This window comes from Aestuariibacter sp. A3R04 (assembly GCF_018860805.1).
Lineage (GTDB): Bacteria > Pseudomonadota > Gammaproteobacteria > Enterobacterales > Alteromonadaceae > Alteromonas.
The window spans coordinates 309,415-331,006 of record NZ_JAHKQR010000016.1 but is presented as its reverse complement, the minus strand read 5'-3'; the positions used below and the strand labels follow the sequence as shown (position 1 = coordinate 331,006).

Genomic DNA, 21,592 nt, shown 5'->3' with positions numbered 1-21,592 from the left:
GCAATGCTTTGTGGCACACTGAGATGAATGAAACACAAGGATGACCTATATGCAGCCCTATCGTCCACTGTTTAAACATATCCGTAATCACACAGCGCTTTTTAGCGACATGAGCCGGTACCGCAATAACGCTGTTCAGGCATTAGGTGTCACTGGCTATGAATTTCATAAAACCCCGAAATTTATCACTGAAGATGGACAACGCCTCACTATTGAGCCTGAGCGCAGTATCGTGTTGCCCCGTGTTACTGATTTAAAAGGTGTCAAAGCTAAACTGGCAGAATCTATTGACGGTTTTTCCCTTGTCACACACAGTGAAATTGGCTATCGGTATCCCACCGCTGCCCTGGCGGGCGCTGATGCGCCATTTATCAAACGCATGCGTTCAGAGTACTTTCACCGGGTAGATGAAGATCGCAGTATCTGCCGACCGGTTAACTTATCTTACGGCATTAAGAGCCGTGGCAAGGCTGATAACCGTCAGGAATATGAAGTGTGGATGCCAGACGAAGCACCAGAGCAAAGCCCGTTGCCGCTTATGATAGAAAGGTATGGGGAAGATTTGCCTAACGATGTACGTCATTTTATTGAGCAACCCGCCCGGGTTCACGGTTGGATGGGAGTAAAGCGGGCTGCTTTTGAGGCTTTGTACCGCAACAAAGCAGAATGCGGCGATTTGATCATTGCCGTGGCCATGAGTGTCGATGCCTACAACATTGGTGCCCGGCCAGATTTATCCTACGCGCCGGAAGCAGAGAGCTCCATCGCGGTGAGTAACGCCGAATTGGAGTGGGAAATAGAAGGGTATTATGCGCCCCGCGACTGGCAGTTTGATCACGATGCCGTATGGGCGGCCATTAACCATACCTTAAATGCAGTAAATGCGCCGCTAATAGACTTGTACGGCAACACGCTTATACCCCTTACGGAAAGCAAAACCGAGCGCATTTTATCGACGATAACTGCCATGGGTGTCACTAATGATGAAATTGAAGCCATGGATTTGCAGCCCTGGGAGTTTATGCTGACGGAAAGCGAACACAGGGTGAAAACCCACGACCCAAGCCGTTCTGTGAATTTTTTAGGCAGGCTGAATCGCTTGTTCTACCAACCTGACAGACAACTGCCGTCGCTTAATTGGATGCATGATTTGATTTCGTGATGTCGCTTCACCCAACCCCTGTTCTTGCTGCTGTTGGGTGAAGGCGCATGAAAAGCTAGTTATCCTTCAAGTCACTTTTGCCATAGGATTTTTCCATATCATTGTTCGGTGTCTTTGATTCTGACGCTGAGTCCTGTGGACGTCCGCTTGCGCCCCCTTCTTTACCTCGCTCGGCATCCTGTCGTGGCAAAGTTGAGGTAGCCTCTTCACTCACCCCTTTGCTGGCCGTGAGTACGGTAAGGTAGTCGGGTTTGGCGCAACACGCTTTCATCAGATGTGTAAGGTCAGAAAGATCAGCGCTACGTAAATAGTAAACACGCTTTGTCATGGCTTCTATTTCGTTTTCCAATACCTGCTTTCCCTGCCGTGAATAAGGTTTTTCTATTGCTTCCTTTTTGGCCTTAAGGCGTGCCTTTACTGAGTCTTCCGTTGGCAGCGACCCCAAAATTAGTGAAAGTGAGACGATACCGCTGTTGTAGGTCACACCACTGTTCTCTAATTTGTAGCGGTACAACAACATGCCTAAAAACAGCCACGACGCATCGGGGATCTGAAAGCGCTTTTTCAACTCGGCAATCTTAGTCTCGTTGTTTTCAGGTGGTTTACTGTCGAATTGCTCATTCTCTTTGTCGAGCAAGAACATTAAATCTTTGCGGTAATGTTCAATTAAATCCAGGCTGCGAAGCTCCATTAATCCAATGCCAAAGTTACCTGAGCCAAAGCCGTCAACAATGTTCAAAATGTCGAAAAACTGCGTATCCAAATGGAGGATATCAATAAGCTTGTCGCTGTAAGGGGTTTTGTCATTAGGCCTGTCTTCCTGCTCAGATGGCGTGTCCTTGCCAGACGGCGCGTCGTTATTAGCCAGTTCTTCAAAAATAGATTCGATAAAGGACTTTTTCTGATTCTTGGCCTGCCCGTTGGATGTTTTCTGCTCCACAATAACGCTGCGGTAGGTGGAATTCTGAAAGCATCGCTCAATGGTCTGCACCAGGTGATCAAGCCGCGCTTCCAGCGTAGTTTGAAGCATCTGCTCTTTGTCTTCGAAAGCGTGATAAGTAAAATCTTGAAAACATTGTTTAATGGTTTGGGCGAGGTGATCTGATCCAACTTCTGGGATAGCTTCCCGCGATTTATTTGGGGAAATGTTTCGTTTCCTGATAAAAGGCGATGGGTTGTAAAGGTGTTGATTTTCCCTTTCTGTTTGTTGAATGCTGAGGTCTTTGGCAAATAGCAATACGGCACTGCACGCGCGCCGCGCATCAGATATCGCCCGGATAAGCGCAGAGTTGTATTCAGAAATCAGAGTTACCTCGGCTTCCATCGCTTTAACGTGGGCACTGACGGAATCATTTTCCTGTATTTGCGCAGCCACACCAGCAATGCGAATGGCCACCAATGCCCCGGCAAACCCAAGGGCCCAACCACCTAGTGCGTCGAACAAACCCGTGTCTTCCTGAGACAGGAAAGGGCTAACCAGCTCAGTGGGCAATAGCTGCCAGTAAATGGTGAGCCAGAAAACATAAAACGTCAGGCTGCCAAAAAGCAGGGTGAGTACGATCAATTCACTGGTGGGGTTGAAAAGGGCGCGTTTTATCCAAGCAAATGGCTTCGCATTTGTTATTTTTGTAGTGTTCTCCATACTTGTTAGATCCCGCCTTTACCACTACCACTGTCTTCTTCGTTTTGTGCCAGAATGGCTTCTATGGCCTTCTTTTGTTCGTCGGTCAGGCTGTCCAGCTTGTCTTCTATGGATTTGCGCCAATCGCGGTTCGCCACCTTGTTCTTATGCTTTTCAATAAGTGCGTTGAGTTTTGACTGGGCTTCTGCACTGTCGGTCAACAGCGTTTTGAACAGCTCATCATAGCTGCTTTCGCTGAATTGCAGAATAAATGACACGATACGTTTAATTTGTGAGGTGTGAATAACACCTTTGCCCCGCGGAATGTCAATGCTGATCTTCAATTCACCGTCTGCAGGGTCTAACGACATCGACAAGAATTTGTATTCAAACTGGAACCAGGCCACAGCGCTGGCAACCAGGTTATATTTAGTTTTCTCCAGGTCGAACTCATATAACCATGGGGTTTCAAAACGCAGTAAGTCATCGTCGGAGTAATCAATGACAATTTGCAGGCTTTGAGCATTATTTCTGTTCGTGTATGAGTCGGTATTAAAACCAAAAATGAAGCGCTTGTTAGCTTCATCGTGTTTATGCTTATAATTCAGCTCTGTGAAATACTGTTTAACCACATCGTCAATACCCATAGCCCGCTGCTGAGTGGCTGGGTAAGTTGCACTGGGTTTGTCACTCGGAGTGTCAGACAGATCTTTCGTCGATTCGTGAGCATCGCCCACAATTTGCATAAGCAGGTGGTCGGCGGTTTTAGTAATACTGTCGAATTGGGTAGCAAATTCTTCCGGGCTCACTTCGGTGGCGTCGTATACAACGGCAAAACCGTCAGAGTCTATAATGATCACCAGTCCGGAGTCTTCGTCTTCCTGCTGAATTTTTTCTTCTTCCTGAGTTTGAAGGACTTTTTGTGCTAGTGCGGTAAACGGGCCATCGTCATACAAGTTGAAAAACAAATGCGCCTTGGTATTGCCGCCATAAACGCTGATAGAGAGGGGCAGCATGTTGTGTTCTGATTGACGACTGATGGTTAACGGAGAATTGTCAGTTACCGACCAGTCTTCGTATTGTTCAGCGATACCAGTGAGAAGGCTCGAATAGTCTTGCATTAAACTCATAAATGACTCCTTTCAAAAATTCAGGTACGACGTCAATCAACTACTTTGAGTATCGGTAAGACACAATCGAAAGTATCGAGTGATAGATGTTTAAGTCATTAAACGTGAAAAAACAATGTGAATCAATCAGCTAAAAACGATTTCCGTTATTGGGAATAATACGTTTATGTGCAGGCAAAACTGTGATTTCGCAGGGTGTCATGTCACTATACCACTCTAAATACCCCGTGTTTTTTCAGGGACTGACACATTGAGAACACTACTGCTTTTTGCCAAACACATCGCCCTTAGTGAAGATTGTTTTAAACTTTACAAAGAACACCTAACTGCGGCACTGCTTTGTCTCAAGCCTCACGTAAACGCCAACACCAGTTCACGAACTATATATGAAAAGCTTTGTGATATTTTATTGCCCGCGCCTGCAGATGTATTAATGATGGCCGACAACTATCGGGCTGAAATAAGTCGTGACACCCTGGAACAGATGGTTTCTCGTCCGGTACTCCCCTTCTCCAGCCAGTTATCAGCAATACTGGATACGCTGCAGCCTTTGGCCACCAGCGACAACTGGATTAACGACACCCAGTTGTTTCGCATACCCGACGAATCGGCAAGCTACCGCGAGCAGCTCAGCAGGTTAGAGCAGTTAAAGCAAACCTTGTTAGGTGAGGTGTATGGTCAGGACCAGGCGGTAGAATATCTTATCGACAGCATGGTAAAGGGAGTGTGGCAGCCCCAGCAAAACCGGCCCCAAGGCTTGTTTTTCTTTGCTGGTCCGCCGGCGTCGGGAAAAACCTTTCTGGCTGAACGCTTTGCTCATCACCTCGGAGACGGATACCACTATAAGTACTTCGATATGACCCAATACACCAACGCTAACGAAAGTTTTGGTTTGGTAGGGGCAAAGAAAACCTATGACGATTCCGCACCGGGAGAACTTACCAGTTTTGTCGACAAACACCCTAAATCGGTACTGGTGTTTGACGAGTTTGAGAAAGCTCATACACAGGTTTTGCTTTCATTATTACGCATGTTGTCTGCCGGAGAGCTCACTGACGAGTACACGCAAAAAGACGTGGACTTTCGTCAGACCATTGTGCTGTTTACGTCAAACTTGGGCAGCGCAATGTACAATAAGCCCGACTACCTTGCCAGTATAGAAAACCGCCCCGAACAGGCCCGCGCAGCCATGATCACCGAACTGCGCAGTGAAACTAAAATTGAACGAGATCGTCAGGTAAAAGCGATACCGCCAGAAATGCTATCGCGTTTATCTCAGGGTAGTATTGTGCTGTTTAAAGCGCTTGGCGTAAATGAACTGCTGTGTGTGGCGGAAAATCAACTGCAAAAGGATTTACAGCACTTCACCGGGAAAAGCCAAATCGGGGTGTTGCCGTTGTGCACTAATACCATTCGCATGTTGTTGACGACCTTTGCGCCGTTTTTTGATATTCGCGACATCAAGGCAAACATTACCGGCAAAGTGCTTGACCATGTAACTGACTTCATTCGGGTGAACCCTGGTGCCATCATTAAAGAGGTGAGAGTGGCACTGGCAGATGATGTACTTGCTCTTTTGAACGAGGCGTCTTGTGAAACCCACATTCAGTCACTAAAAGTGCGTAACGAAGCGTTTTTTGCTGATGCTGGGTGTCGAATTGATGACGGCACACTTACTGTGACTTTCAGTAACCCCGAGTCCAGATTGCTGATCAACAGCGACGATGCCGGGTGCAGCGGCGGCATTGTACTGGATATGCCAAACACGGGCTTTGACGACATAGCCGGCCACGATGCGGTGAAAGCCAGGTTAAAAGAAACCATTAATATTCTTCGTCACGGCGAGGCATTGGTCAAAGCGGGGGTGAGCGCACCGAAAGGCATGGTCTTGTTCGGCCCGCCGGGAACAGGAAAAACGACGCTCGCCCGGGCGCTGGCCAGCGAAGCGGGCATGCCCATTGCTACCTGTTCAGGCAATGAACTGCTGGCAGACAACTTTATAGAAACGCTGTTTGCCCGAGTCAGAAAATACGCCCCCTGTATTTTATTTATTGATGAAATTGACGCGTTACCGAAACGGGGGCAAGCTGGCCCTAAAGCCGATGCGCTCATAAACCGGCTACTAACGGAGATTGATGGCTTTACACAAAGCCGCGCGCCGGTATTTATTGTGGCTGCCACTAATCGCCTGGACAAACTCGACGATGCCCTGCTGCGGTCGGGACGACTTGATTTACACGTACGTGTGCCTTTTTTAGACAAGGCTGCAAGGCGCTGGTTTATCGAAAAATTCCTCCGTTACGACGGTTACAGTGGCGATATTGATGTTGAGCTTATTGTTTCCCTCACCGCTGGGATGAGTGGTGCCGATCTGGAAAAAATTCACCGTGAGGCTGTGCTTCGAGCGCTGAGTAAAGGCGCAACGCAGATTTCCCAGGCCATGCTGACAGAAGAAATAAACATTCTTAAATACGGCGCGAAACGCTCACTGGATAATTGCGAGAAAACTCTGGCAGAAACGGCTTATCACGAAGCGGGCCATGCGGTTATTTCTAAAATACTCATGCCGGAACGGGTAATAGAACAAATTAGTGTAGTGCCAAGGGAGCAAGCGCTGGGTATGGTGGCTTACGCCAATGATCAGAACATCGACTACACCAAGGCGTTCTGGTTTTTCCGCACTTGTGTGGCATTGGCGGGCAGGGCAGCACAAGTGGCGCAGTTTGGCGAGGAAGGGCTGGATACCGGCGCCAGTAGTGATTTGAAAAGTGCCATGTGGTCGGCCTGGTCGGCCATTGGCAAATACGGTATGCACGCCGACAGCTACAATATGGACGTGACCGCATTAAAAGACATGGCCGGTGAAACCTATTTCAAACAGCACACGGAAAAACTCATTAAGCAATGGATAGATGACGCCACCGTCAAAACTGAGGCATTGGTGAAGCAGCACTGGTCAAAAATTGAAGCCGTTGCACAGGCATTGCTGGATAAAGAAGTGTTGTCCGAAGCGCAGTTTATGGCATTGCTCCACGACTGACCACTTTCATAGTGTAAACCCTGCTGAGCAAGGTTTACACAGTGTGTTTCAGGTTGTAACAACGGTCGTTACTATTCAGTTTACCTTCACCTTTCGTTCACTTTCAAAAAGTCAGAATAGCGTCGTTCTCAACACTTCATTACAAGGAATGAAACATGAAACGCTCACTAACTTTTCTGGCTCTATCTTTAGCGGCAACACTGGCTCAGGCAAATGATCTCAGTGTCGCTAACCCTGTTACCCGTTCGCTCACACTCCAGGACAATGAAATCTTGTTAAGCGGCGGCGTGGCGTATGGAAAAACCAATGGTGACAATAATACCGGCGTTATGCTGAATGCGGCCTACGGCCTGACGGATAATCTAACATTGGGTGCCGGTGGTTTGCGTTACAACCTCATGCCCCGGGCATACAACGATACCGGCCTGGAAATTACCGTAGATGGCGGTTTATTGGGGATGTACGATTCAGCTGAATTTGGCGACAGCTACGCCCTCGGTGGCGGGGTGACCGGTAAGTACGTGATGTCGCAAAATCTGGCGTTCACCTTTTCCGGCCACTATTTATTCTGGAACGAAGACGAGCGGGACAACCGCAGTGAAGTGCAGTTGTCGGCCGGCACCATTTGGCGGGTACACGAGCAGGTGTCTTTGTTTGCCAATGCCCATTACCGAGAGTTAAAAGACTTCGCCCAGGACAACGCCAAAGGCGCTTCTGTTGGGGTTATTTATAATTACAGTAACCAAACAGACTTCACATTGGGCGTGGGTACCAGTGACTTTGATCCTGAGAAAGACGGTTATGACAACGATGCTGCCTTTGAGTCGGTGGCAACGGCATCTGTAACCTACAGGTTCTGATAAAGTGCTATAAAAAATGATCTTTTCATTGCTTAACACACGAATTAATGTCAAGAATAACGATTTGAGACGCGTTTGTGCTAAGCGAATTAACATTAGGCGGCATGTTGTTCAGTCCAATGGTGGTGATCATCCCCCTGGCTTTTCTTTTGTCGCTGGCTACCCGCTACCTCATGTATGCCACCGGTGTGTACCAGAAACTCTGGAAAGCCACGTGGTTTGAGGTGGCGCTTTTTGTGTGTTATCTCGCTGGCACAGTGTGGTTGTTAGCGGGGTAGCCTGGCCATGAACAAATTTCTGCAAGTGGGGGCAACCCTGCTTATTCTGGTGCTTGCAATTGGGGCCGGCCGATGGGTATGGAGTCACTATTTGTATTCTCCGTGGACCAGGGATGGCCGGATCCAGGCCGATATTATTACACTTGCGCCCGATGTTTCCGGCTGGGTGACTACGCTGGCCGTAAAAGACAAACAGCATGTGAAAAAGGGCGATGTGGTGTTTCAGGTAGACACCAAGCGCTATCAGGCGGTGGTGGATGAGCTGGCAGCCAGCGTTGAAACCCAGTCTCTTGCCCTCGAACTGGCCGAGCATGAGCTCAGCCGGCGTCAGGGGTTAAGAGAACGCAACACGATCAGCGATGAAGAACTCGAAGCCAGCCGCATTAAGGCCAGTATGGCAAAAGCGGCGTTAGCGCTGGCAGAAGCGAAACTGGAAAGTGCTCGTATTGATGTAAAACGCGCGACTGTGCGATCGCCGGTAGATGGCGTGGTGGTGAACATGTTGTTGCGGGAGGGAAATTTCGTTAGCCAGGGCACGCCTGTGCTGTCAGTGGTGGCCGATAACTCCATGTACGTTACCGGCTATTTTGAAGAAACCAAACTGGCACTTATAGAAGAAGGGCAACGGGCAACCATTACCCTCATGAGCGGGGGCGAACCGCTGAAGGGCAAAGTGATCAGCATTGGCAATGCCATTGCCGACAGCAATACAGCGACAAACAGCCAGCTGTTGCCGCAGGTTCAACAAACGTTTAACTGGGTACGTCTGGCGCAGCGGGTACCTGTAGACATAGCCATCACAGATAATCCACAAAACACCCGGCTAGTGGCGGGTATGACAGCCTCCATTCGCCTGCAAACAAAACAGGACTAACCCTGTGCCGCCCGTGTTGTCTTTGTATTTGTTCCCACCAAAACACACCCTGATTTTTGCCTTCAAGGGCGTTATTGCTATGGCGATGGCGCTGTACGTGTCGATGTGGATGGGACTCGACAGACCTTACTGGGCATTGGTGTCGGCGGTGTTTTTGCAAGTGCGGCCGGAAACGGGAATGGTGCTGGAAAAAACCGCCAGTCAGATAACCGGTACCCTGGTGGGAGGTGCTTTTGCATTACTGGTGTTGTATCACTTTCACGCCTATGCCGAAATAGCCTTGTTTTGTCTGGCCTGCTGGTTGTGGTTGAACGCGGGGTTTTCCTCTTTAGTCCGGCGGGTTAATTTTATCTACTTTTTTGCCATGGCCGGTGTTACACCCTGCATTATTATCTTACTTAGCATGGCGACACCGGCCACAGTAACCAGCGAAACCATCTTTCTCATTGCCCAGGCGCGAGTAAGTGAAATTATTGTGGGGGCGGTGTGTGCTATGTTGGTATCACTGATGTTCTGGCCACGCCGGGTGGAAACCGCGCTTATCGATCAGGCCAGGGTAGCCATCAACCAAACCATGACCTATCTGTCGGTGGAGTTGTCTGCTTTTGGCTCCCATGATCAACGTCACACAAATATTGATTCCACCTTGGAAACCCTTATCACCTTGAATGACGATTCCAGCGCTGTGGTGTTTGAAGGTCCCAAGGGGCCCGGCCAATCTCGCGCGGCAACGGTGATCTGCAATAAAATTCTCTCGTTAGTGGCAGTAGTGCAAATATTTGGCCGATTACAGCGCAACAACCCTGATTTGTTGTCTGAAAACATGGCGGCGTTACTGAAAAAACTAAAACAGGACGTTGAGCTGATTGGCAGTGCCACAGATTTTGATGTGTGCTACAACATCGCACAAAAACAACGTCGACAATGGCGAAAGCTGTTTGACACTGAAGGTTTGAGCCCACTTGAGTACCGGTTGTGCAAAACTGCTCAGGGGTTGGTTGCTGATTTGGTTATTGTGTTGCGGGCTTTTCGAGCGTTGTCACGGGGCGAAGATTCCCACTTAAACGCGCCGTCTCTGAAGCCATACCGGGATCCGCTGGTGGCGATAAACACTGGCTTTCGCACGGCATTGGTATTCTCACTGGGCGCGATGATTTGGGTGGGAACCGGGTCGCCTGCCGCCATATTGCTGATGATCCTACCAGTGATTTTTTCCATTATGTTTGCTCGTCTTCCTCCTGCCATTATACGCTCATCGTTGCGGGGAGTACTCATTGGCGCCGCCATTGCTGTCCCGGTTGCCATCTTCTACGCACTTAACCTCATCGCCCAAAGCAGCGGCGATTTTGTCCTGTTGGTGATGATCTTAGCCGGGCCGCTATTTCTTGGCCTGATGGCCCTTTCGCAGCGGGCGTTTTTGCCCTATGGGTTGGGGTTTTGTATCCCGTTTGTGCTCTTGGTACAACCCGCCAATAATATGCAACTCCCCCTCAACGTCAGTTATACCGCCAGTAACGCCTTTGCCATTATGACCGGGGTAATTATTCTGTACTGGGTGTTTAAACTGTTCGCCGGGCCGGGTAGTGCACGCATGCAACGGCGTTTGCTTAAAGCCACCACCCGCGACCTTGCCGTCGTGGGCAGTCCGGGTCACAGTGAAGATTGGTTTAACGCGCGAATGTGCGACAGGCTATTGCGTCTCACCCGCAAAGAGCAGGGGATGGCACAGCAGGGGCGGGTGGTCACCGATCTTGCGCTAACGGGTCTGAACCTCGGTCATATGGTAGGACGGGTACAGCGGGCAATGAATACCATTGCTCCGGGGCAAACTGAACACCTTTTGCAACAATGGCAATATGCCCTTTCACGGTCGTATATTCGCGCCGCCCGTGGGGAGTCACCTGTATTGTTTCAGCGTGTATGTGACGACATTGTCACTGCGCTGTCAGAACACGCAGGGCCAACCGAAAACGTACTGTTATTGGAAGGAACGTTCCAGCGTCTGAACATGACGTTCCAGCGAACCGCAAAAATGATGCGTACTGCAAACGTTCGCCAGACCAATGACAACATGGCTACAGAATAAAACTACGGGGTAAGTTGGCGCTTACTCGTCTAACGAGTACTGTGAAAACTCGTTGATAACACGTTGTATGTGTTGTTGCATCGCCCGTTTTGCCGATGGTGCATCACGGTTTTGCATGGCATCTATAATTTTTAAATGGTCATCCATGATAGGTGTGGCACCGCGGGTGCGAATAAGCCTGTCGAGCGTGGTACTCAACTGAGACTGACGGCGCAACGCCCACAGCCATGAAATAGCTTGGTGAATACTCGTGTTGCGCGTGGCTATGGCAATCATCTCGTGAAAACGGAAATCAAGATCGTGGGTTGCTGATAAATCTTCTGCTTCTAACTTCTGCATCTTTTTTTGCAGTTGTCTAAGCTCAAAAATTTCCTGGTGACTAATGCGCTGAGAAGCCAGTGCAGCAGCCTCTGGCTCGAAGTGTAATCGGGCTTCAAGAATTTCAAAGGGCCCGGGTAGTGATTCGTCAACATTCAGGGCGGGGGAGGCTTCCTTCGCGATGACGTAAACCCCGGAACCTGGCCTGATTTCTACCGTACCACTGACTTCCAGGGCGATCATCGCCTCGCGGATAGTCGGGCGACTTACTTCAAAGTTTTCTGCCAGTTTGCGTTCAGCCGGCAAGCGGGAGCCTACCGGATATTCCCCTTGGCCAATTAATAACACGATTTTTTCAGCAATTTGTAAATAAAGTCGCTTTTCTGAGCCTGTAGACAACAAGGTAGCCATGATTCTTCTCGTTCCAAACCAGCGTAAAGTTTACGTGCAATCCCCCGTATAGGCAACGAGTGGAAGTGAATAGGTATGATTTTACTATTGTAAATTCTATTGGTAAGGCCAAAGTGGATTATGATTTGTTATCTTCACGAAATTAACTTAATATTAAATTAATTGGCATGACCAAAGGGGTTGCAAATGATTGAAACTTGGCGCTGGTTTGGACCCGGCGATAGCATAACACTTGAAAAAATTAAGCAAGCTGGGGCAACGGGTATTGTGAGTGCTTTGCATGAAGTACCTACGGGTGAAGTGTGGCCCCTTGCTTTAATTCAGTCTCGCAAGGCAATGATTGAAGAGGCTGGCCTTGCCTGGGATGTGATTGAGAGTATCCCGGTACACAACGATATAAAAAGTCGTTCCGGCAATTACAAACAATTGATTGAAAATTACAAGCAGTCGGTGATGAATGCAGGTAAAGCGGGCGTTACCACGGTGTGCTATAACTTTATGCCAGTGGTGGATTGGACCCGGACCAACCTGAACTATCAATTGCCAGACAAAAGTTATGCCCTTCGTTTCGAATATTCTGATTTCGCTGCCTACGACGTTTTCGTTATGCAGCGGGAAGGCGCAGAAAAAGACTACAAGCCGGAAATGCTTGAAAAAGCAAAAGCCCGCTTTGACGCAATGTCGGAAGCAGAGCGCGCTATGTTGGAAAAGAATATCATTGCCGGGTTACCTGGCGGTGAAGGCTCTTATGACCGCGATAGTATTCGGGCAACCATACAGCAATTTATAGATCTGGGGGAGCAGGGATTGCGACAAAGCCTGTATGCGTTCCTCGAAGCGGTCATTCCAGTGGCGGAAGAGGCGGGAGTGAAGATGTGTATTCATCCTGATGATCCACCGTTTTCTTTGTTTGGCTTACCCCGCGTCGTTTCAACGCAGAATGATGCTCGTCAGTTGTTGGAAGCAGTAAAAAGCCCTGCGAACGGTCTTACCATGTGCGCGGGTTCTTACGGTGCCCGAGGCGATAACGACCTGATAGCCATGGTAAACGAATTTTCCGATCGGATTTATTTCGTACACTTGCGCAACGTCAAGCGGGAAGAAGACGGGTCGTTTTACGAAGCGGCGCACTTAGACGGCGATAACGATATGGTTGGGCTGGTGCAGGCGCTGCTGGGTTGTGAGTCGTCACTGGGATGTCAGATCCCCATGCGCCCGGACCACGGCCACCTGCTTGCCGACGAGCAGGATCGGGAAGACATCAAGCCAGGCTATTCGTACCTGGGGCGCCTAAAAGGTCTGGCAGAGCTCCGAGGGCTTATCTGTGCAGTATCATATATGTCGGCAAAGTCTTAACAATATCGCTATCCCCGGGGCGGTAACTGCAGTGTTATCGCCTTTGTTTTTTCTATCAAGAGGTCAGGCCATGATGATAAAAACAGCCTTGCTTACCCCGTTTTGCCTGCTGGCATTCGCATTTTCTTCTTTGGCGTTATCTGCACCAGTAACCTTAGTAGACAACAAGCAAACCGTTAGTGTGGTAATAGACAAAAACAGTGTTCCTGTGATTCACCACGCCGCTAATATGTTGATTAGAGATATTGAAGCTGTAGCAGGGGTTAAACCCAGCCTGCTATATCACTTTGGGAGTCAGGCCAGTCAGGGAGCCACTCACATCGTTGCCGGTACTGTCGGACAAAGTGAGCAGCTGGCTCCTTACTTTCGCAATGGTACGCTGAACAAACGGGCGCTGACGAGTGCCTGGGAAACGTACCAAATTGCAGTAGTTGAGAACAGTGGCGGGCACACCATTCTGGTTGCGGGAAGCGATCGCCGTGGAACGGCTTACGGTTTACTGTCTTTGTCCCGGGCGATAGGGGTTTCGCCATGGGTTTGGTGGGCCGATGTAACGCCGAAGAAACAATTTCCTCTGGTAACAGACATTACACCGCGCATCTCCGACACGCCATCGGTGAAGTATCGCGGTATATTTTTAAATGACGAAGACTGGGGGCTGCAAATATGGGCAGCAAAAACCTATGAGCCTGAAGTCGGTGATATGGGGCCAAAAACCTATGCCCGCATTTACGAGCTATTGTTGCGCTTAAGGGCCAATACCATTTGGCCTGCCATGCACAAAACCACCAAGCCCTTCTATCTTATCGACGGCAACAAGGAAATGGCTGATGAATACGCCATAGTTATTGGTACGTCTCATGCTGAACCCATGCTGTCGAACATCAACGGTGAATGGGATAACAAAAAATACGGAGCATACCGGTACGACAACAATGCCGAAAACATTAAGCAGTTTTTTCAACGCAGGGTACAGGAAACCGCTGGCTACGAAGGTATCTACACGTTGGGAATGCGCGGCGAACACGACTCGCCCATTATCACCGAAGTGGCTGATATGAACGGGCAAGTGGCATTGATGCAGCAAATACTTAAAGATCAGCGCAGCATTTTATCTGCGCAGCTGCAAAGCGACGCGAGCGTGATCCCTCAGGTGTTTATTCCCTACAAAGAGGTACTGACTTACTACCAGAATGGCTTGAAAGTACCCGACGACGTTACGCTGATGTGGACTGACGACAACTATGGGTATTTGCGCCAGCTGAGCAATCCGCAGGAGCAAAAGCGCGAAGGGGGGGCCGGTATTTACTATCACACGTCTTATTGGGGGCGGCCCCATGACTATCTGTGGCTGAACTCTACCCATCCGTTGCTGATGTGGAGTGAAATTTCCAAAGCATACGCCATGCAGGCTCGGGATATGTGGATCCTCAACGCAGGTGATATCAAACCTCACGAATATGCCACCGAGCTGTTTATGGATATGGGGTGGAATATGTCTGCGTTTGCAAAAAGTGACGCGGTATACGGGCAATTGGCCGCCTATTTTGCCCGTGACATCAACAGCGACGCCGCCGAAGCACTTACCCGTATTTTTAAACACTACTACCGGTTGTCGTTTTCCCGCCGCCCGGAGTTTATGGCCTTTAGTCAGGTAGAGCCCGTCACGCTTCCCGGTAAAGCAAGCTTCACGCAAACCCATTACGGCGACGAGGTCCTCGCCAGGGCCGAACAGTGGGAAGCCCTGATTGAACAAACGGAAGAACTCGCTTCACAAATCCCGGCGGAACAGCGGGATGCGTTTTTTCAATTGGCGGGTTACCCCATTATTGCGGCCGGGCATCACAATTTGAAATGGTTGTATTTTCAGAAGAATCAGTTTGCCGCGGCACAGGGCAGGGGGGATGCCAACTGGTATGCTAACAAAATGCGGGAATCGCATAAGGTTATCCGGTCTCAGACTGACTATTACAACAACGCACTGGCAAACGGTAAATGGCAGCATATGATGTCGCCTTCACCGCGAAATTTGCCGGTATTCGACCTGCCGTCAAATGCTGTGCCGGTATTGCGTAACGAGCCGGTTACTGTGGTGCTTGAAGGGTTCGATATGCCGGTAAACAACGTCATTACGAACAGTCATGCCGATTCGCTGCCCTTGTTTAATGTCTTTAGCAGAAAACGCCACTACATGGATTTGTCGCTAAACAGCGATAAGCCGCAAAAGTGGCAGTTAACCGCCAATAAACCGTGGATACGCTTTTCAGAAACCCAGGGCGATTTAACGCCTGAACAACCGACAAAGCGCATTTGGATAACGCTTGACTGGGATCATGTCCCCTACGGAAAAGCAGAAAAAGAGCCACCTCTGGGTCACGACCATCAGCTTATTCCACCTTCTTATAAAGTAACGGGTGCCATCGAGTTAACCGTTGGTAAGCAGGCCAGGCACATTGGTGTGTCGGCGTATCACCCCAGGCTCCCGGCCATGCACAGCTTCAGGGGCTACGTGGAAGACATGGGCTATGTATCGCTTCGGGCAGGTGATTATCAGGGGAAAACAGATACTGTCAGTAGCCGGTGGCAGCGCATAAACGACTTTGGCTATGACGATAGCGTTATGCTTGCAGGTCCTTATCAAACCAGCGTCGCAGCCCCGGGAGCAGGCGCTGAGTTGCAATATCAGGTTTATACGTTTAACGCTGGTGAGGCAATGCTGCACGTGCAGGCCATTCCTACCCATCCTATGTACGAACAGCAAGGTGTGCGTGTGGCAGTGTCGGTGGACGGCGGTGCCTATCAAACGCTGAGTTTTAAGACAATAGGGCGCAGTGATAAGTGGAAACAGAATGTGTTGAAAAATGCAGCCGTGGTTAGTGTGCCGGTAACCATTGCCAAACCTGGCCAGCACACCATCAGTGTTCGCATGATCGACCCTGGCGTTATGCTTGACAGCATGTTGCTTGATCTCGGTGGCTGGAAACACAGCTATCGCTTCCCGGAAGCAACCTATTCCCCGGCCCTGGCACGAGAGCTCAAATCCTCGCATGAGTGAATTCGCCCGATGAGCTTCCACCATCGGGCTCTTTTCGCCTGGCACCTGTTCATATAAAACTTGTAAATGAGAACGGTTATTATTAAGATGTTTTAAATAACCGTTCTCTTTCCCTATGAGTAAAACCCAAATTCTTATTGTTGAAGACGATGTCACGTTAAGTGATCAAATCGCTCAACTGTTGCAATCAAGAGGCATTCAAACCCGCCAGGAGTACGATGGAAACGCGGGGCTTGAAGCTGTGCTTGAAGTCAATTTCGATCTGGTTTTGCTCGATATCCTGCTTCCTTCTTTAAACGGCCTGTCGCTGTTAAATCAGTTGCGTCAGGTAAAGCAAACGCCGGTAATGATGATTACCGCGTCTGGCGCAGAGCAAGAGCGCATTGAAGGCTATCGAAAGGGCGCCGACGATTACCTGCCCAAGCCCTTTAATTTTACTGAGATGATGCTGCGCATTGATGCCTTGTTGCGTCGCAGTAAGTCGGCCAGTGATGTGACCGTGCAAAAAAGTGAAATTACGACGGGATCCTTGTACTTAAACCGCATTGGGCAATTCACCCGCTACCACAATACGGTGTTAGATTTTACACCCATTCAGTTCAAGCTGTTGTGGATGTTGGTGGAGAATAAAGGCGAAACCCTGAGTAAGGCGTTTCTTTACCACAGCGTGCTGAATAAACCTTTTTCCCGCTATGACAGAAGCCTGGATATGCATCTTTCCAGAGTGCGAAAAAAACTTGTGGAGGCAGGAATGCCCTCTGAAAGGATGGTTACCGTTCACGGCCAGGGCTACTGTTTTCATGAAAAATAAATTGCTGTGGCAGCTTTGTGCGTTTATTGCTGTAGGTACGGTTCTCTTGTTTTGGGCTATTGCGTGGCTCACTAATCACACTGAAACCAGCATGAGTTTCATTGATGACGCCCATCAGGAAGAACTTTATGCCTATGGCAAGCGGGCGGAGTACATTTATTTACACGAAGGTGAAGGCGCACTCGCCGCTTACCTCGAACATATTAAAGAAGAGGAAGACACCTGGGTTGCTGTGGTCAATTCGCAAATGACCGCGTTTGCGAATACCCGGTTGTTGGACGATTATACCGAGCGCTTTCAATTGGGGCGCAGCCCGGAGTGGAAGGTGCACCTTTACTTTGCCGAAAACCCGGTAATGGAAGTGCCGTTTGTCGATGAGCACACCCACTTCCTCATTCAGTTGCCCCAACGCATGCGGCCGGGCTCACTGCTATTGATTACCCGTTTGGCCTTGCAAATCGCATTGCCCTTAATCATCTTGAGTGTGCTTAGTTTTATGCTGTACCGCCGTGTTATGACTCCTCTAAAACAGCTGGAAAAAGCCACCAGGGAATTTACCGATGGCAACCTTGATGCCCGGGCTGCAGTGACAATGTCAAAGCGCAATGACGAGCTTACGGCTCTTGCTAAAACCTTCGATAACATGGCAGAAAGAACAAGTAGTCTTATTTACAATCAACGTAGTTTGCTAGCGGATTTGTCTCACGAATTGCGAACGCCGTTGGCGCGAATGGATATGGCTATTGATTTTGTCGAACAAGACATGCAGCGGGAACAAGCGTTAAATCGATTGCGTTATGAAGCGGGTACCATGCGGGAGTTGGTGGAAGACACCCTGACTTTCGCCTGGCTGAGTACGGAATCCCCCCGGTTGAATACTGATGACTTCGACCTGGTTGAGTTAATCAATGTGATATGTGATGACGCCAGGTTTGAATACCCGGACAGAGTACTGGAAAGTATCACGCCTGATCAGGCTGTCATTGTGAAAAGCAGTCAGCTCGCGTTGGGGCAAGCCCTGGAAAACATCCTCCGCAATGCTCTTCGCCATACCCCGGAGAAAGGCAAAGTAACACTCACTCTGACAGACGAAAATAATCAGTACCAAATTGTGATTGCCGACGAAGGCAACGGGGTACCTGAGTCGATGTTAAGCGCCATTTTTGAACCCTTCTTTCGGGTGGACACAGCCCGTGCTGCTAGCAATTATGTCCATGCAACAAAGCGTTCGGGATTTGGATTAGGCTTAGCGTTAGCCAAACGACAAATTGAAGCCATTGGCGGCAGTATTCTCGCCAGAAACAAACACGAAGCACAGGATGTATCATCCGGATTAGAAGTAAGCATTACCCTTCTCCGTGAAAGTAAGGCAAGTTAAACCGCTTTAGGGAGCCCTGCCCATTAAGCGCTTTATTCCCAACAATGTGCCCGTGTAAACCAATATACAACACAGTAAGCTGGCAAGGCCTGCGAGGGTTTGCCCAATGAAGCCAAAATACTCACCGGTATGAAGAAAGCGCGACGTCCCCCAAGCCTGATTGCCCGGCGACCAGTCTGCTTTTCTCAGTTCCCTGACAATATCTGCGCTACGGGTGTCAACGTAAAGGGAATATGCCAGTTCCTGGCGATGACCAATACTCTTATCAATATAAAACCGCGCTTCTCCTTCGTGCTTGCCAATTTCCATCCATATTGAATACCAGTCTTCGTAACCATTGTCGTTAGCGTGGGCTATGGCTATATCGAGTAATTGATGGTACTTAACACTATCGGCATCTAACGTCTCCACCATCTCAGGTTTCTCCCTTTCGGGTATGGCCTCGCCAAAGAAACCGTAGAGCAGTTGGTTTGCCCATTGAAAATGAAACAGCGTGGCGGTAAGTGCAATAACAAACAACGCTGGTAACGACCACATACCGAACACAAAGTGCCAGTGTCTGCGCCTGTGATGTTTGTTTGTGTATTTGTCGCGAAGGGTCAATTGTTGTTTAAGGGAAGCCAGGGAAAAGCGCTTGGGAAGCCAAATATACAAGCCTGACAACACGAGAAACACCAAAGCAAGGTTGCTGTAGGCAGTAATGGTTTTGCCGATACCACGGTATTCACCCTGGAATAGCAGATAGCGGTGAAGGTCAGTGATAACGTGGAAGGCTTCTTCTACAAATCCTTCTCCTTCTCGCAATATTTCACCAGTATAGGGATGAATGAGATAGCTGTGTTTGCCTGCCCAGGCTGGTATGGCCGCGCCCTCTCGGTTGACTTGGCGTACATAAATATGGGGTTCGGTTGGGTGAAGCTGCTGCAATATTTCTACTACCGCATCTGTTGTTATAGGCGCTTTTTTGTAGGAAACGGTTTGTGAATATGCCATTTCACTTAATTCTTTTAACTGACGTTCATAAGTGAGTAGCAGACCGGTGAAAGCCATAACAAGTACAACTACACTTGCAATTAGCCCGGTAAACAGGTGGGTCCAAAAGACCCACCTTCTTAAGGTACGATTCATAAGCTAACGATGAAGGCTAAGGTTAAAAATCGTAAGTCAGTGATATGCGAATATCACGCCCCGCCTCTTGTGGGCCTACTACAGAAGGAAAGACTTCGCTGTAATCACCCACGCTGGAGTGGTCGATATACGCTTCGTCGAACAGGTTAGTAACCGCAAGATTGGCGCGGAGCGCATTAGTGATCTCCCATTCGCCGTAAATATCTACCACAGTGTAGTCGGCTTTATTAAGGTTATAGAGAGAATCGGTCCAGCCGTTATCCAGCGCCTGATGCAAGGTGTCAATGTTGATGTCATCAACCATGGTGACGTTAATACCCACACTGATATCCGCTGTTACCGTGTAGTCTGCTCCCAGCACCCAGGTGTCACCACGGCTGTTACCCAGCCCTACAAATTCATAGCCGTTGATGTCAATGGTACTGTAAGGCACGGTGTATAAACCTTCCCGGGGAGACAGTTCAACATCTACACTTGAGTAGCCAAAATACACATCAACAGAATCCCAGCGATAGCCAAGGTTGAACTCAACGCCGCTCGATTCCAGATCGCCAATATTGTTATAAACGGAATTACCCGCATATCCGCTGAACAGCACATCATCGATGGTAGACTCGTAGGCGCTCAGTTTAGCGTTCAGGTTGTTGGCGCTGTATTCTAACGAGGCTTCAATATTGGTGACGGTCTCGGGTACAACATCATCCCCAACCACAGGAATATCTTCGCCGTCATACAGGTATGAATCAATGGTAAACCCATCGCCAATTTGCTTACCACGAGCCGCCTCTGCGTAACCCACACCCAGTGTCCAGGCTTCGGACAACTGATACGCCAAACCTAGGTTAAAGCTTAGCTCGTTGTCATCTAAGCCAGCAGGTTCATCGGTAACCGGCGTACCGTAGTAATCATCAAGCAAGATACGTTGTTGGAAATCGAAATCATCGAATCGCACCCCATAACTTAGTAGCAGTTCTGGTGTGATGTTGCTGTGAGCCTGGGCGTAAATACCCAGTACGCTGCCTTCTTCGGCGTTTTCTACCGCGCCGGTACCGGGGCCACTTTCTACTTCGTCACTGCGGTAGTCGATACCATAGGTAAATACATGGTTGGTGATTTCGCTGGTATTTCTTACGTCAAAGCCGTAGGTATCAATATCAGACAGCCAGTCGAAACGGCCGCCGCGGAAAGACGATGTGGTTTGATATGCTGTGGCTTCCAGAAACACCATGGCGCTGTGATCGAAACGATAGTTTGCCACATAGGTGTCGCGCTCGGCTTCGCTCGGGTATAACGCTGCGCCTTCAAGTACCACCCAGTTCGGGTGGGCTGAGAATGCTCCTTCTTCATCCCTTTGCTCAACACTGAGTGACAGATACTGGTTCTCAGTAATATTGCCGCTGGCCTTTACAAACAGCATATCCTGATCTGCTGCGGTTCCCAGCACCTCGTTGCCATCGCCATCTTCAAAGTTGTCGCGGTCAATGGTGCTGTAGTAACCCAATACGCCCCAGGTGTCGGTAACCTGACCATACAGGCTGCCGCTGTAGCGGGTGGCGTCGTTAGAGAAGTAACTGGCTTTTAAACGGCCGCCAAATTGCTCGTCATCATCTAATAAATCCTGCGCATCTTTGGTTTTAAAGCGAATTGAACCGCCAATGGCTCCCGGCCCACTGGTAGCTTCGCCGGCACCGGCTTGCACGTCAATTTGTTTGAGGAGATCCGGGTCAAGTGTAACTCGGCCAATATGATGAAACAGCGTCGATGTTTGTTGTGCACCGTCGACTGTTACATTCAAATAGGCATCTTCTAAACCGCGTATATAGATCTTTTGCGCCACGCCTACAGAACCACCCACGCTCACAGAAGGAGACTCGCGGAACACATCAGCAAGGTCATTAGCCTGGAATTGAGCGATGTCTTCGGCGGTAATACTTAAGTTTGTAGCGGCTCCCACTACAGCAATGTGTTCTATAGACGTTGAGTCCTCGCTGTTGTCTGGCGTAGTTTGAGCAAATAATACGGGGCTGGCCAAGGTATACACAGCACCGGCGAATACTAACTTTTTCATCGATGTCTCCATTCGA

At 49.2% G+C, this 21,592-nt stretch carries 15 protein-coding genes; 10 read left to right on the top strand and 5 right to left on the bottom strand.

Annotated features, from left to right (window positions below; genetic code table 11):
* Nucleotides 1–49: 49 nt before the first annotated feature.
* Nucleotides 50–1,162 (top strand): hypothetical protein, encoded by a 1,113-nt coding sequence (locus KO518_RS18455; protein ID WP_216027323.1) that lies wholly within the window; start codon nt 50–52, stop codon nt 1,160–1,162.
* A 55-nt stretch (nt 1,163–1,217) separates the two neighbouring features.
* Here KO518_RS18455 and KO518_RS18450 read toward each other — a convergent pair whose 3' ends face one another.
* Together KO518_RS18450 and KO518_RS18445 are read right to left on the bottom strand one after the other, a co-directional pair.
* Entirely contained in the window at nt 1,218–2,804 is a 1,587-nt protein-coding gene (locus KO518_RS18450; protein ID WP_216027322.1) for a hypothetical protein, read from the bottom strand.
* Nucleotides 2,805–2,809: 5 nt separating this feature from the next.
* Nucleotides 2,810–3,913: a hypothetical protein gene (locus tag KO518_RS18445; RefSeq protein ID WP_216027321.1), complete on the bottom strand. Its 1,104-nt coding sequence runs from the start codon at nt 3,911–3,913 to the stop codon at nt 2,810–2,812.
* 250 nt (nt 3,914–4,163) lie between these two features.
* Between KO518_RS18445 and KO518_RS18440 the strand changes: the two genes are divergently transcribed.
* The 5 genes from KO518_RS18440 (at nt 4,164) to KO518_RS18420 (ending at nt 11,051) form a co-directional block, all read left to right on the top strand.
* On the top strand, nt 4,164–6,953 hold the full coding sequence (locus KO518_RS18440) for an AAA family ATPase (RefSeq protein WP_216027320.1): 2,790 nt from the start codon (nt 4,164–4,166) through the stop codon (nt 6,951–6,953).
* A 155-nt stretch (nt 6,954–7,108) separates the two neighbouring features.
* A complete protein-coding gene (locus KO518_RS18435; RefSeq protein WP_216027319.1) occupies nt 7,109–7,813 on the top strand; it encodes a hypothetical protein in 705 nt (234 codons plus the stop codon).
* A gap of 77 nt (nt 7,814–7,890) precedes the next feature.
* Nucleotides 7,891–8,091: a DUF1656 domain-containing protein gene (locus KO518_RS18430; RefSeq protein WP_216027318.1), complete on the top strand. Its 201-nt coding sequence runs from the start codon at nt 7,891–7,893 to the stop codon at nt 8,089–8,091.
* A 7-nt stretch (nt 8,092–8,098) separates the two neighbouring features.
* The gene (locus tag KO518_RS18425; protein ID WP_216027317.1) at nt 8,099–8,965 is read left to right on the top strand and encodes an HlyD family secretion protein; all 867 of its coding nucleotides are present in this window, start codon (nt 8,099–8,101) and stop codon (nt 8,963–8,965) included.
* 4 nt (nt 8,966–8,969) lie between these two features.
* Nucleotides 8,970–11,051, top strand: coding sequence for an FUSC family protein (locus tag KO518_RS18420; protein ID WP_371742363.1), 2,082 nt, complete (start codon nt 8,970–8,972; stop codon nt 11,049–11,051).
* A 21-nt stretch (nt 11,052–11,072) separates the two neighbouring features.
* Here the strand turns inward: KO518_RS18420 and KO518_RS18415 are convergent, their stop codons facing one another.
* Entirely contained in the window at nt 11,073–11,780 is a 708-nt protein-coding gene (locus tag KO518_RS18415) for a FadR/GntR family transcriptional regulator (RefSeq protein ID WP_216027316.1), read from the bottom strand.
* Between the two features lie 186 nt (nt 11,781–11,966).
* On the opposite strand from KO518_RS18415, the gene uxuA reads away from it, so the two are divergent.
* The 4 genes from uxuA to KO518_RS18395 all read left to right on the top strand — a co-directional run bounded on the left by uxuA (nt 11,967) and on the right by KO518_RS18395 (nt 18,380).
* Nucleotides 11,967–13,136 carry a mannonate dehydratase gene (uxuA, locus tag KO518_RS18410; protein WP_216027315.1) on the top strand — a complete coding sequence of 390 codons (1,170 nt, stop codon included), beginning with the start codon at nt 11,967–11,969 and terminating at the stop codon, nt 13,134–13,136.
* A 70-nt stretch (nt 13,137–13,206) separates the two neighbouring features.
* Nucleotides 13,207–16,191 carry a glycosyl hydrolase 115 family protein gene (locus tag KO518_RS18405; RefSeq protein WP_216027314.1) on the top strand — a complete coding sequence of 995 codons (2,985 nt, stop codon included), beginning with the start codon at nt 13,207–13,209 and terminating at the stop codon, nt 16,189–16,191.
* A gap of 115 nt (nt 16,192–16,306) precedes the next feature.
* Nucleotides 16,307–17,002 carry a response regulator transcription factor gene (locus KO518_RS18400; protein ID WP_216027313.1) on the top strand — a complete coding sequence of 232 codons (696 nt, stop codon included), beginning with the start codon at nt 16,307–16,309 and terminating at the stop codon, nt 17,000–17,002.
* The gene (locus KO518_RS18395; RefSeq protein ID WP_216027312.1) at nt 16,992–18,380 is read left to right on the top strand and encodes a sensor histidine kinase; all 1,389 of its coding nucleotides are present in this window, start codon (nt 16,992–16,994) and stop codon (nt 18,378–18,380) included. Before KO518_RS18400 ends, KO518_RS18395 begins: the two co-directional genes overlap by 11 nt.
* A gap of 6 nt (nt 18,381–18,386) precedes the next feature.
* Here the strand turns inward: KO518_RS18395 and KO518_RS18390 are convergent, their stop codons facing one another.
* Nucleotides 18,387–19,508 carry a PepSY domain-containing protein gene (locus tag KO518_RS18390; RefSeq protein WP_216027311.1) on the bottom strand — a complete coding sequence of 374 codons (1,122 nt, stop codon included), beginning with the start codon at nt 19,506–19,508 and terminating at the stop codon, nt 18,387–18,389.
* A gap of 22 nt (nt 19,509–19,530) precedes the next feature.
* On the bottom strand, nt 19,531–21,576 hold the full coding sequence (locus KO518_RS18385) for a TonB-dependent receptor (RefSeq protein WP_216027310.1): 2,046 nt from the start codon (nt 21,574–21,576) through the stop codon (nt 19,531–19,533).
* Nucleotides 21,577–21,592: the final 16 nt, after the last annotated feature.